Consider the following 13,369-nt stretch of genomic DNA (forward strand, 5'->3'; position numbering starts at 1 on the left):
TGAGTGGGCAGTTTTTTGTGTTGATAATTTAAGGTATTAAAGCCTGCTAGATTTTTTTGAAAAAATCTTGACAAAAAGTGGAAAAGTGGAAATTTAAAGAAAATAAGGTGCGCAAAGAAAGGAGGATTGGTGTAACGACAGAGTGTCGTTATGCCAGGGTTGATGTGATTTTGGGAAATTACAAAAGGGGTTAATAATGAGAAAAGGAAGCATTTATAAAGTTATGTTAGGAGTGGTTTTGTTCCTTAGTGTTATTATAATAAATATTTCAAATGCAATAGGAGCAACTTTTACTGTAACAAATACTACAGAGTTTCAAGATGCTTTAGATATAGCTCATAATAATAATGAAGATGATATAATTTATGTTTCTCCTGGCACATACACTGTCTCATCAACCCTTAGCTATCAAACGGACACAGGTGATAATGGACATAGCCTTATCATTAAAGCACAGGATATGAATAATAAACCTGTACTTAATGGAAATCTAACACAAATTATGAATATAAACACGGACACATCCAATAATGGTGGAGATATAGGTGGTGATATTACTATATGTGGAATTGTTTTTAAGAATGGCTCAAGTAGTTTTGGTGGTGGGATTTACGTTCATACAACCAGCGCAAGTATTAATGTTTGTAAAAATATTTTTAATAATAATTCTGCTTCTAATGGTGGTGGTATCTATGTGAAAACAGACTCAGGTAATGTTACAGTTACAGATAATATTTTTAGTGAGAATTCAGGCAGTATTAGTGGTGGTGGCATCTGTGTCCAAGTAAATTCAAGTACAGTCAACTTTGAAAATAATACTTTTAATGAAAATGGGGATTTTTTGGGTGGTGGGATCTATATGGAAGCAAGAACAGGTAAAATTACTCTTATAAATAACACTTTTTATAATAATTCAGGTGGTGTTGGTGCTGGTGCTTGTATAACTTCAACTGCAGGGACAACCACATTAATAAACAATATTTTTACCGAAAATACAGTTAGCTTTGAGTGGGATAGTTATGGCGGCGGTGTTCATGCAGAGACAGGCTCAGGTAAAATTATCTTTACAAACAATATTTTTAATAATAACTCCGCCAATAATGGAGGTGGTATTAATATTATGCTTAGTGCTGACCAGGCTAAAGCCAATATTTACAATAATATTTTTTGGAATAATACTGCTGATTCTAATAATGCTGCTGATTTTGGTGAAGATATCTATATAATGAGTGATAAGAATAAAAACGGCATAGGCTCTATAATAAATCTCTATAATAACAACTTTTCAGGAAATGCAGACTTTGATACAGGGCAGTCTGAGGATCTTTTTATAACTGAGACAGATAATTACTCACATGATGGTAATATCCAGGAAGATCCTCTATTTGTGGATGCTGAAAACGGAGATTTTCACTTACAATCAACTTCCCCCTGCATAGACACAGGCACAAATGATGCACCTCACTTACCAGAGACAGACAAAGATGGTAAGCCAAGGATTATAGATGGAAATGGTGATGAGATAGCTATTGTAGATATGGGTGCTTATGAGTTTGGTGATATATGTGAAGGGGATTTTGACCATGACGGTGACGTCGATGGCTCTGACCTGGCCACCTTCGCGGCTGACTTTGGAAGGACAGATTGTAGTGGCGATTGTGAGGGCGACTTCGATAATGACGGCGATGTAGATGGCTTTGATTTGGCAGTATTTGCAGCAGACTTTGGAAGAACTGATTGCCCCTGTTGGAAAAAAGTCAGGTAGGAGGTAGGGTGAGATGAAGTCAAGGTTATTATTTTTGGTCTTTCTGGTGGCCTTTTTGGCAACTAATGTAGCATTTGGGGAAACCTTTAATGTAACAAACCTAGAGGAGTTTCAAGATGCACTTACAATTGCAGAATCTAATGGGGAGGATGATATAATAAATGTGGCCGAAGGGACATATAATATTAATATCACCTCTCCCCTTAATTATTCAACCAATGATGGGGACAGTGGTCATACGCTTACCATCCAGGGTGCTGGGGTAGATAAGACAATACTTGAGGGAGGAAGATTGAGAATAGATACTGATGAAGATTGGAATGGTGGTGATAGGGGTGCTGATGTAACAATAGAGGGTATGACCTTTAAGAATCGCCGTGGATACATACATGGGACACATATAAATGTAAAAATAAAAGAGTGTACATTTTCAACAGGTGGTGGCATAGAAGTACGTTTGGACTCAGGCACAATAACTGTTACAAACAATATATTCTCAGGAAATTCAAGTGTGTGGGGTGGTGGCATAACAACATATTTAAGGTCAGAAGGCACAATAACTATTACAAACAATATATTCTCAGGAAATTCAGCTAAGGATTATACTAATCCATTGAATGGTTATGGTGGTGGTGTACTTGCACATTTATGGTTAGGCACAATAACTATTACAAACAATATATTTTCAGGAAATTCAGCTGATCATGGTGGTGGTGTATCTGTATATTTAACGTCAGGCACATTAACTATTACAAACAATACATTCTCAGGAAATTTAGCTAGTCAGGATGGTGGCGGTGTATGGGCACGGTCATACTATGATTCAGCAACCTTAAATATTTATAATAACATCTTTTTTGATAACACAGCCAATGCTGGTGATGATCTACATATTGGATGTGATTGCAATGGAAATCATATAGGCTCTATAATAAATCTCTATAATAATAACTTTTCAGGAAATGCAGATTTTGATACAGGGCAGTCTGAGGACCTTTTTATAAATGAGACAGATAATTACTCACATGGGGGTAATATTCAAGAAAATCCTCTATTTGTGGATGCTGAAAATGGAGATTTTCACTTACAATCAACTTCCCCCTGCATAGATACAGGCACAAATGATGCACCTTACTTACCAGATACAGACAAAGATGGAAAACCAAGGATTATAGATGGAAATGGTGATGATATAGCCACTGTAGATATGGGTCCATATGAATTTGGTGATATATGTGAAGGGGATTTTGATGGTGACAGTGATGTAGATGGTTCAGACTTAGCCACCTTCGCGGCTGACTTTGGAAGGACAGATTGTAGTGGCGATTGCGAGGGCGACTTCGATAATGACGGCGATGTCGATGGCTCAGATTTAGCTGTATTTGCGGCAGATTTTGGGAGGACGGATTGCCCGGTGTGTGAGTAAAAGCTCGTAGCTGACAGCTCATAGCTCACAGGTGATTGGGTTTATTGATTTCACACGGTTCATAGAGTTTGTTGGCGTTAATTCAATTTAAGGAAAAGGAAATAGTTGTAAAAATTAAAAATTTCAAAGGGGGTCAGCTATGGGAGGAGAAAGACATTTAAGTTATAGGAAATTGTTAGTTTTTGTTTTCTTCTTTGTATTTATTGGATTGCCTATTTCATCTTTTGGGGAAACTTATAATTTAAAAGAATATTTCCCTGTGGAGCAAGGAGAGTTTTTAAACTATAAGGTTACTGTACTGGAAAATGGTGTCGACATAGAAGTAGAGAGTCAGTACGGAGGTAGTAAAGTAGTTATTAATGGGGTGGAGTGCACAAAGTGTGTTACCCGTGGAGGTGAGATGTATGAATATGGAGGTTGGTATGAGGACGGCCTTAGACTATATAAATCCAAATACCCGGTTGAGGATGAATATCGAATCTATGAACCTTATATACTGATTTGTCCTCTTACATTGGAAACCGGAGAGCCTTTTACAAGTGAATGTATTTATAAGATCTATGAAAGTGGTGTAATAACAGAGCAAGGGCCTCTAAAGGTAGAATTGCGGGCCTTAGGTGAAGAGGAAGTGACAGTTCCAGCAGGGACTTTTAATTGCCTTAAGATTTATGGCAGAGTCGAATGGAAACCGCCGTATGAACCAGCACATAGTGGGGAAGGATACATTTGGTTGGCCCGCGGTATTGGTTTAATCAAGCTCGACGTGACTCCCAATGTAGTGGATGGACGTGAACCCAGGGTTTATGAGCTTCTTTTTGGTTTTATCCCTGTATGCAAAGGTGACTTTGACCATGACGGGGATGTAGATGGGGCTGATTTAGCTATATTTGCCTCAGAATTTGGAAGGACTGATTGTTTGCCATAGGAAGTTGGGCTATTAGAGTAGATTGGGAAACTTTTATGAATGATGGCCTCTGGAAGAGAAGAGCAGTAATTGTATTGGCATTGATATTTCTCCTAACAGGCTGTTTTGCTCGCTTAAAAGCACCTGAGCTAAATCCTGAGATGGCAGGTTTTCAGGGGATGGAATGGGACACATCATTAGAAAAATTGAATTTAAAGATAAAGGGAGAAGATAAAGGGAGAGGTCTTAAATGGTTTTTTACTAAGGATAAGATCTTTTTAGCAAATGTGCCCTTAAATGAGGCAATTTATGAAAAAGATAAATTTATTTGACTTCTATCATGGTTTAGATGTAGATGGTAGTGACCTAGCTATATTTGCTGCTGATTATGGCAGAGAAAATTGCCCGTGTCCTTCGATTTTGCTACAATGAGGAAGGCCAAGCTTGGAAGGATGGTTGATTGAGTTTAGGGTTTAATCCAATCAAAAAAAGGAGGTGGTTGCAAATGCGGTGAATGATCAATTGTTAAAGGTAAAAAACAGAAAAGGAGGATTAAGAGATGAAAGGTAAATCAAAAATCCAATTGGCTTTATGGGCTTTACTGTTTATGGTAGCCATCCCTATTTCTGCCTACGGGGTAGATGGGCAGATAAAGATTGCCCAGACGGCAGCAACCACCTTTCCCATCCAAATAAATGAGCCTGGGAGTTATGTGCTTACATCTAACCTTATAGTAACCACTGCTAATGTGAATGCCATAAAGATCAATGCCGATAATGTAACCTTAGACCTAAATGGCCATGGTATTTATAGGCCAGGAACTGGAACTGGATATGGCATTTATGCCCGAAATAAGTTCAACATAACCATAAAAAACGGTATTGTGAGAGGGTTTTATTATGGAATTTACCTATATAACAATCCTGACCACAAAGGTGCTGGCCACCGTATTGAGGGGATTCAGGCTTCTAACAATGGCCGTAATGGGATTTATGCCTACTATAGCACAGTAACCAACTGCACTGCTAATAACAATGGCGATGATGGGATTTCTGCCTCCTATAGCACAGTAACCAACTGCACTGCTAATAACAATGGCGATGATGGGATTTCTGCCTCCTATAGCACAGTAACCAACTGCACTGCCAATAACAATGACATTGGGATTAATGCCTGCCACAGCACAGTAACCAACTGCACTGCCAATATCAATGGCACTAATGGGGTTTATGCCTACTATAGCACAGTAACCAACTGCACTGCTAATAACAATGGCGATGATGGGATTTATGCCTTCCACAGCGCAGTCAAGGGTTGCAATGTGAGGAATAACACTGGATATGGGATAGAAGCGTGCTTCGGTTGCCAAAGCTACATCTATAGAAATGCTGCAAGTGGGAACACTGCTGGTCAGATTAACTGCCCAAGCGGAAACACCTGTGTGGATAATGCTACCTTCTAATTCCAGTTTTTTAAGGAGAGAAATGCCATGATAGCCAAATTTAGGATGACCAAAGTGGTGTCCCTCCTCTTAGGGGCCATTCTTACAGTGGCTATTTCCTCTTTATCTTTTGCAGAGATCTTTCTTTCTCCCGACATCCCAATAACCATAGGGAGTGACGCCTTTGAGGAGAGGGATGTTATGTACTTTAAGGATTCTAGTTTTCTACCATATATTTCTGGCTCAACCTTGGGGATTCCAAAAGGGGTAAACATAGATGCCTTTGGCTTCTCTGAGGGCAAAATCATCTTTTCTGTGGATATACCCACTACATTAGATGGAGTGGCCTATACTGAGCGAGACCTAATCCTCTATGATGGGACTAATTTTAGTAAGCTTTTAGATGGTTCAGCTATACCTGATGGGGCACGTATTGATGCCGCCACTGTACTTTCTGATGGAAGTATTGTCTTTTCCCTGGATATCCCTGTAACTTTAGGTGGACTCTCCTTTAAGGCCAATGACCTTATTAGATATAACGGCTCATTTACTCTCTACTTTAGTGGTTCTGACCATAATATCCCAGAAAGTGCCAATATAGATGGGGTATGGGTAAGTCCTGATGGTGATATTCTATTTTCACTAGATATCCCTTGTAACCTCAATGGACTAGAAGTCAAGGATAAAGACATTGTCAAATGGTCTAATGGTTCCTTCTCCTTATACTTTGATGGGCTTTCAGAAGGAATTCCTTTAGGTGCTGATCTAGATGCCTTATCTTCAATAGAACTATGTGAAGGTGACTTTAACGGTGACGGAGATGTGGATGGAAGTGATCTGGCTATATTTGCCGCAGACTTTGGCAGAACAGACTGCAATCTTACAGGCGATTGTGAAGGTGACTTTGATGGCGATGGCGATGTAGATGGCTCAGACTTGGCAGTATTTGCCGCAGATTTTGGCAGGACAGACTGCCCCTGAGCATTACCTCTGAATGCACATTAGTGCTACTGGGTGGTCCTCTGTAACCGCCCTTTTTCTTCTTTTTTGACTTTTGTTTTGACAGGATTTACACGATTTTTTTATCCTGATCATACCCTTGATCCTGTCTGCGTGCAACGTACAAACAGGCTTAGGGATTTTTTTCCAATTAAAAAGGAACTTGGGAAGATTGACTTAATCTCTTTTTTATCTTAGAAAAGAACTAATAATAAATCAAAGGGAGTAAATTGAAAAGAAAGGTAAAGACAGAAATTTCTGCGGGAGGAGTGGTTTATAAGTGTGAAGATAAAAAACCAAAGATAGCACTGTGTCGACATAAGACTTTTAATGGCCGAGAAGTATGGAGTTTACCCAAGGGTTGGGTAGAACCAGGAGAAAAATTGGTTGCAGCTGCCTTGAGGGAAGTAAGAGAAGAAGCAGGTCTAGAGGGAGAAATTGTAGAAAAGTTACCTCCTATTTATTATTGGTTCTATCACCCTTTGGAAAGAATTAAAGTGAAAAAAACAGTCCATTTCTTCTTAATGAAAGCCACTGGTGGAAATATTACCCAACATGACTTGGAGGTAGACGAAGTCTGTTGGTTTTTCCTTGAAGAAGCCATCCGTAATTGTGCTTATAAAGGAGAGAAAAAAGTATTAGAAGAAGCAAAATCCAAATTGATTCTTATATGTGAAAAAACGGGTTGATTAAAACTCTCAAGATATAAAGAAGCACTGTTATGCCTAAAGAAATTTATATAGGGTTTTCATCACATAGATTAGAAGCTATTCCTTCTTACGAAAGGGTTTTTAACCAAACTGATTTCATTATTCTTGAAGATGCCCCATGTCCTCTTTTCCCCCTTATGTTAAAAGGAGAAATTTCTCCTGAAGAATATTCCCAAAAGTTTGAGACCGATTTCCCTAAGTTTATACAGGCCCAATTTCGGCTTTTACAAAAGGCCTATCAAGATAGGAAAGAGATTATCCAAATTGACCCATATATGGAAAAAGTCATCCAAATATATCAATTATTGGAAAAAGGCAAAAAAGGCCAAGAGATTAGTCACCTGCCTGAGTTTAGAGAAATCTATACTGCAGAACATAATGCCACTGGTTGCCTCTTAGATTATTACCAAGCCACTATGGGAACATTTGAACAGGCAGTGGAGGCTATCAAGGCCTTTGCCCGTGCTGATGCCCAACGGATTGCCTTAAGAGATAAAATGCGAGCAGAAAAAATTGCCCAATATTTGCAGAATAAAAGAGGAAGGGTGTTTGTAGAAGCAGGTTATATTCATTTATTTTTATCATCATTTTTGCGGAAGTCAATGCCACCTGATTGGAAGTTGAAAGCCTCTTTTCTACTTGCCTCTGTTAGTCGCCAAATAGCCAAAAGTATCATAGGTAAACCCCTACCTTACCCTCTAGTGCCAGGCGATATATTGACCTTTTGGTATATAGGTAAAAAAAAGATTAATCCAGAAAAAGAAAGGCTATTCGCAGCTCAAGTCCTCATCTATAATCAACTTATCACCACAGAGGAGTTAGAACCCACACCAGAAGTTCCATATCCACATTTGAAACAGGAGTTTGAAATCAAGTCCATCCTGAAAAAACTCTCCTATCTTGATTGTTCCCGTTTATACCCACTTATAAAATTTCTTCCCCCTGGAAAATCATGGGCTCTGGTAAAAAAATTCATTTGTGTAAGGAAAAATAGCGATTAATTGCATTTAAATAGGCCCTAGCACTCGCCTCTATTACATCAGGACTGGTGGCACAACCACTAACTACCTCCCCGTTTATTTCTATCTTTACTGTAGATTCTCCTAAGGCCTCAGTGCCTCCTGAGAGAGATTCTACTCGGTAATCAAGGAGATTCACATTTAAATTAGTTATTCCATTAATACACTTAAATACCGCATCTACAGGTCCATTTCCTACCGAAGCCTGGGTAATCTCCTCTCCATTTTTCCTAAGGGTTAAAACAGCCAAAGGCAGATCACTTCCACTCATAGCCTGGGTAGTTACCACCATTTTGACAAAGCTATACAGTTCTTCTACTTTGCTCAGTTCTACTTCAACAATAGATTTTAAATCTGCCGCGGTAATCTCCTTTTTTCTGTCTGCTACTGACAAAAAACGTTTATAAATTTTCTCAAAGGTTTCATCTGAGAGATCATAGCCCAAATCTGTTAATTTTTGTCTCACTGCCTTACGCCCCGAACGTGCCGTCAAAACCAACAGGTGTTGCTGGGCACCTACATCTTCTGGACGGATAATTTCATAAGTGCGACGGTCTTTAAGAATACCATCCTGATGAACACCAGAAGAATGAGCAAAGGCATTGGCTCCCACAATGGCTTTATTAGGCTGAATAGGTAAATTCATCATTCGGCTGACCAAACGACTAGTAGGAATAATTTCCGGGGTAACAATATTGGTTTCAATATTAAAGTATTGAGGGCGTGTCTTTAAAATCATGACTATTTCTTCTAGGGCGGCATTTCCTGCCCGTTCTCCAATACCGTTTATAGTACACTCTACTTGAGTAGCACCATTAACTATAGCAGCAATGCTGTTAGCAGTGGCTAAACCTAAATCGTTATGACAATGAACACTTAAAATAATCTTGTCAGTAGTAGGCACTCGCTCTCTCAATTTTCTGATAAGTCTACCAAACTCTTCAGGAATAGTATATCCCACTGTATCAGGAATGTTTATCACCGTAGCCCCGGCTTTTATGGTTTCTTCTACTACCTGACAAAGATAATCAAAATCTGCTCGGGTGGCATCCTCAGGAGAAAATTCCACATTAGGGCAATATTTTTTAGCATACTTAACAGCTTCTACAGCCATTTCCAGCGCTTGTTCTCTATTTAGACGGAGTTTTTTTTCTATATGAACATCTGATGCAGCTAAAAATACATGAATTCTGGGTCTATCTGCATCTTTTATTGCTTCCCAGAGAATATCAATATCTTTTTTCAAGGCACGGGCTAAACCAGCAATAATAGGTTTTCTTACCTGTCGGGCTACCAAATTAACAGCTTTTGCATCACCAGGTGAAGAAACTGGGAAACCTGCCTCTATTACATCTACTCCTAACCTTTCTAGTTGTTTTGCCACCACTAATTTTTGATCAATATTCAACTTTGCCCCAGGTACCTGTTCGCCATCACGCAAAGTGGTATCAAAAATCAAGAGCTTCCTTGGCATCCTCAATCTCCCTAATTATAAAAAATAAAAAAGCCATGAGATTCTCCCATGGCCAATTAAAAAACCATGGGTCCTTCACCCATGGTTTATATTCTGGTTCTTACTTCACATGGGTGAAGGGTCAACTTAGACCTAAAAATAGACCTAGATTAAACCCTTGCACCTGAAGTAAGAAACTAATTCTTTGCATAAAACCACATTAGCTAATTGAGAATAACTTGTCAAGAGAGCCCTTAAATAAATAATGCCCTTTCTACCAATTCACATACTATGTGGCCTATGGTAATATGTATTTCTTGAATTCTTGGAGTCTTAAAGGAGGGAACAATAATGCTTATATCAACTATGTTGGCTATTTTACCACCATCTCCTCCTGTAAGAGCCACTGTTTTTAAGCCTCTTTGTTTGGCCTTTTTTAACCCTAGATAAACATTAGGAGACATTCCGCTAGTACTGATGCCCCAAGCCATATCTCCTGATTGACCTAAGGCCTCAATTTGCTTAACAAATATCAAACTATAGTCATAATCGTTGGCAATGCTGGTCAAAATAGAAGTATCTGTAGTCAAGGCTATGGCAGGTAATGGCCGCCGTTCCCTTTGAAAACGATTCACGAATTCAGCAGCTAAGTGTTGGGCATCAGCAGCACTCCCTCCATTACCAAAAAAAAGAAGTTTTTTCCCTTCTTTAATAGTCTCAATAGTCTGTTTGGCCAAAAGTAGTGTTTGTTCTAAACATTTTTCCAGGAAGGTTTCTTTGAGGGCTATGCTTTCTTTAAAAATCCCTTTTATAACTTCTTGCATAACTTCTTTATAGGAAATTTGTTCACCTTTTGTCAATATCTATCAGAAACTCGATAAAGTCATCCCTAAAGCAGGTGTGAAGCAAGAAGGTAAAAAACCTTCTAACAGAAAAAATTGACCACTGATTTTATACTATAGCCTTTTATCTATTTCCTAATAGATTTTTTTCAAAAATATAATAAGGAGTTTGCAAACATTTACTAAAAATCATTATAAGGAGGGGTAAGATGAGTAGGATTGTACGTAAAAAGACGGTCATTTTATTTTTTCTTTTGGTTCCTTTAATACTGGGTTTGATTTTCCCCCAGATAACATTTGCGAAAGACCCGGAAAAGAGGATCCAGGAGTTAGAAAAAAAGCTTGAAAGCTTAGAAAAGCAGGTAATAGAGTATAAAAATCTATTAAAAGAAGTATTAGAAGAAAAAGAAGCAGCAAAACCTGAGAAGGTTGTTGTGAAAGAAGCGCCAGCTCCTGCGAAGGAAAAACATCCTGTATGGTCTAAGTTTGACGTGCAGCTTGGTGGGCGAATAAAAATTGACACGCACTATGATACAGTGGCCTTCGATGCATACAATGACTTTTTGGGAGTAGTCTCTTCAAGACCAAATTATAAAGGAGACTCAATCAATTTTAACCCTAGGGATACTCGTTTTGAGCTTATAGTAAAACATAACTCTGGCAATCTCACAGGGGTGGGACGAATTGAGACTGACTTTTATGGAGGCGTTTTTGGGAATAATATTGCTCCCCGTATCCGCCTTGCCTATGTGGACTTAACGAACAACAAGACTCACACCAGTTTTCGTGTTGGTCAAGATTGGGTTCCTGTTGCCCAACAAAACCCACACATGTGTGAGTTTGGTATTATGGCCGGTGGCGGCAACCTCTGGTGGAGAATTCCCCAGATTACCTTAAGGCAAAAATATGGAGATTTTGAGTTTCTAGCTTCTCTTATGCGGCATAGAAGGGTCTCTGTGTATGAAGAACAATGGAGCTGGCCTTGGATGCTTGCTCGGATAGCCTATAATTTACATTGCCTTGATAAAGGTAGCCTCATTGCCTTGGGTGGTGGTTATATGACTGATAAGCGAACCATGTTAGACAAAACAAGGGTAAGACTCCATAGATGGTTGGCTGCTTTTGAATATAAGTTCAAAAAGAATCCCTTTGAGCTGAAAGGTGAGGTCTGGGTAGGACAAGGTATTGGTAGCCACTGGCTCAGATATGATATGGGATATAATCCCATGACTGGTGAAGAAATCAGGTCACAGGGTGGCTTTGTAAGCTTATTGTACAAAACACCTATTAAAAAGTTGGCATTTGCTGGTGGTTTTGGTATAGACCATGCCACTACTTCTGATCTAAAGGGATGGGATTTTAAAACTCCTGATTATGATTTTTACAAACGTCGGTTTAAGCAAAATCTAGAATGGTTTGGAAATATTCAGTATCAAGTGACTGATGCGATAAAGTTTATCTTAGAATATATTCACATGAATACAATGCGTGATGAAGTAAGAGAAGGTAATAGAATCACCTTTAGCACATTTTATAGATTTTAGTTTAATCAAGACCCTTCCATAAGGGAGGGTCTTTTAATTTTTCTTGAGTTTCTCATTATTCTCAGGCTGTTGAAAAAATCAGATGCACATTAAGACATTTTATTCCTTTACCCAACCTGTTTTCTAGTTTAGCACGCCGCTTCGCTTGCTGTCAAAGCTGCTCCGTTTCACTCCGCACCCTTTGGGCTTACGGCTTTGACAACGCTTTGCAGCGTGCTCCTGAAAAATTAAGGTTGGCGAGAAAGAAAAAAACTTTTTTTCTTCAACCAACTCTACTTTTTATAAAGCAGATTGCGAAGTGCCATCAAGACTGGCGAAAGCCACCCTGAAGGGCTTGGTCTTGATGGCTTAACGGAGCAATCTGCTAAGCTATAAATAGTTAAGCGCAATGGCTCAATGCAGAATGCCAATTGAAAAATGCAAAATCGCCTTCTGTTAAATTGGAACGTTAGCACGTTAGAATTGGGAATTAGGAACTGGAAATTGGGAATTTCTATTTCCTATTTTCTGTTTCCTATTTTCTATTTTCCTTTTCCCATTTCCTTCTTTTCCTTCTTTATGCACGTTAACACGTTTACACATTGACACGTTCACATGTTAGAAATGGGAACTGGGAATTTCCGTTTTCTATTTTCTTAACTGTATTTTGTAGGTTTGAACTTTCCATTTAAAAAGTCAAGTAAAAAATGGAAATATTTTTTAAGCAGCCTTCTCCATTTCCTCCTTTAAGATATAGTCTCGATCTTCTTTTAACATCTTAAAAATAACTTTTATCAATTGTCTAGCAAGGCAGCGCAAGGCATGGTTATGCTCTTTCCCTTCAGTCCGTTTTTTAGCATAGTAAGTAGCGGATTCTGAAACATACCGAATTGTGCAGCCCGCAATTTCAATCATAGTTGCTTTACATATCTTATTAGCCTTATATACAACTCTTGTCCTTTTGTGTTTACCAGACTCATCATCTATACAGGCTACACCACAATAGATCGCAAGTTGCCTCTCGTTTTTAAATCTNTTGATATCTCCAATTTCTCCGACCAATCTGCTTGAAAGCTTTGTTCCTACTCCTGAGATACTTTTTAAACGCTTGACCTCAGAACTCTTTTCTCCTAGCTTTTCCAGCTTCTTATCCAACATCTCAATCTCCTCTTTTAGTTCTAAAATACGCCGAGAATGAGATGATATAATCGTTTTGTATATATCTGCCAGTTCTTCGACGTATTTTGTGTTGCGAAGACTTTCTAACATTAAAGAGGCCTGTTTTTT

Annotated in this window: 12 protein-coding genes and 1 pseudogene; 9 read left to right on the plus strand and 4 right to left on the minus strand. The window is 38.7% G+C overall.

The genetic code is table 11. The features are described 5' to 3' along the window. The first annotated feature begins 196 nt into the window (after nt 1-196). From HS1_RS03135 to HS1_RS03170, 8 genes are all read left to right on the plus strand, one after another. Complete coding sequence (locus HS1_RS03135; protein ID WP_066060804.1) at nt 197-1,765, plus strand: right-handed parallel beta-helix repeat-containing protein; 1,569 nt, start codon at nt 197-199, stop codon at nt 1,763-1,765. Nucleotides 1,766-1,778: 13 nt separating this feature from the next. After that, nucleotides 1,779-3,191: a right-handed parallel beta-helix repeat-containing protein gene (locus HS1_RS03140; RefSeq protein WP_066060805.1), complete on the plus strand. Its 1,413-nt coding sequence runs from the start codon at nt 1,779-1,781 to the stop codon at nt 3,189-3,191. Between the two features lie 139 nt (nt 3,192-3,330). Beyond that, nucleotides 3,331-4,116, plus strand: coding sequence for a TapB family protein (locus HS1_RS03145; protein ID WP_066060807.1), 786 nt, complete (start codon nt 3,331-3,333; stop codon nt 4,114-4,116). Beyond that, the gene (locus HS1_RS03150; RefSeq protein ID WP_066060809.1) at nt 4,104-4,427 is read left to right on the plus strand and encodes a hypothetical protein; all 324 of its coding nucleotides are present in this window, start codon (nt 4,104-4,106) and stop codon (nt 4,425-4,427) included. Before HS1_RS03145 ends, HS1_RS03150 begins: the two co-directional genes overlap by 13 nt. Before the next feature lie 227 nt (nt 4,428-4,654). Beyond that, on the plus strand, nt 4,655-5,557 hold the full coding sequence (locus HS1_RS03155) for a right-handed parallel beta-helix repeat-containing protein (protein WP_066060811.1): 903 nt from the start codon (nt 4,655-4,657) through the stop codon (nt 5,555-5,557). Between the two features lie 27 nt (nt 5,558-5,584). After that, on the plus strand, nt 5,585-6,517 hold the full coding sequence (locus HS1_RS03160; RefSeq protein ID WP_066060812.1) for a hypothetical protein: 933 nt from the start codon (nt 5,585-5,587) through the stop codon (nt 6,515-6,517). A gap of 248 nt (nt 6,518-6,765) precedes the next feature. After that, the gene (locus HS1_RS03165; protein ID WP_066060814.1) at nt 6,766-7,224 is read left to right on the plus strand and encodes an NUDIX hydrolase; all 459 of its coding nucleotides are present in this window, start codon (nt 6,766-6,768) and stop codon (nt 7,222-7,224) included. Nucleotides 7,225-7,256: 32 nt separating this feature from the next. Beyond that, on the plus strand, nt 7,257-8,246 hold the full coding sequence (locus tag HS1_RS03170) for a death domain-containing protein (RefSeq protein WP_066060816.1): 990 nt from the start codon (nt 7,257-7,259) through the stop codon (nt 8,244-8,246). On the opposite strand, the gene HS1_RS03175 is transcribed toward HS1_RS03170, so the two are convergent. After that, nucleotides 8,218-9,738, minus strand: a complete 1,521-nt coding sequence (locus HS1_RS03175; protein WP_066060818.1) for a 2-isopropylmalate synthase — start codon at nt 9,736-9,738, stop codon at nt 8,218-8,220. The genes HS1_RS03170 and HS1_RS03175 overlap by 29 nt on opposite strands. Before the next feature lie 233 nt (nt 9,739-9,971). After that, complete coding sequence (locus HS1_RS03180) at nt 9,972-10,541, minus strand: D-sedoheptulose-7-phosphate isomerase (RefSeq protein ID WP_066066427.1); 570 nt, start codon at nt 10,539-10,541, stop codon at nt 9,972-9,974. Between the two features lie 227 nt (nt 10,542-10,768). Here HS1_RS03180 and HS1_RS03185 point away from each other — a divergent pair, with 227 nt between their 5' ends. Beyond that, nucleotides 10,769-12,103: a hypothetical protein gene (locus HS1_RS03185; protein ID WP_066060821.1), complete on the plus strand. Its 1,335-nt coding sequence runs from the start codon at nt 10,769-10,771 to the stop codon at nt 12,101-12,103. Nucleotides 12,104-12,802: 699 nt separating this feature from the next. Here HS1_RS03185 and HS1_RS13565 read toward each other — a convergent pair. Both HS1_RS13565 and HS1_RS13885 read right to left on the minus strand, forming a co-directional pair. Further along, nucleotides 12,803-13,117: transposase (locus HS1_RS13565; RefSeq protein WP_245669979.1), on the minus strand; the 315-nt coding region annotated here is incomplete at its 5' end. Nucleotide 13,118: 1 nt separating this feature from the next. Continuing rightward, nucleotides 13,119-13,351 (minus strand): annotated as a pseudogene (locus HS1_RS13885) (hypothetical protein); the annotation flags it as partial. Nucleotides 13,352-13,369 lie beyond the last annotated feature (18 nt).

The sequence above is a fragment of the Candidatus Desulfofervidus auxilii genome (assembly GCF_001577525.1).
GTDB classification, from domain to species: domain Bacteria; phylum Desulfobacterota; class Desulfofervidia; order Desulfofervidales; family Desulfofervidaceae; genus Desulfofervidus; species Desulfofervidus auxilii.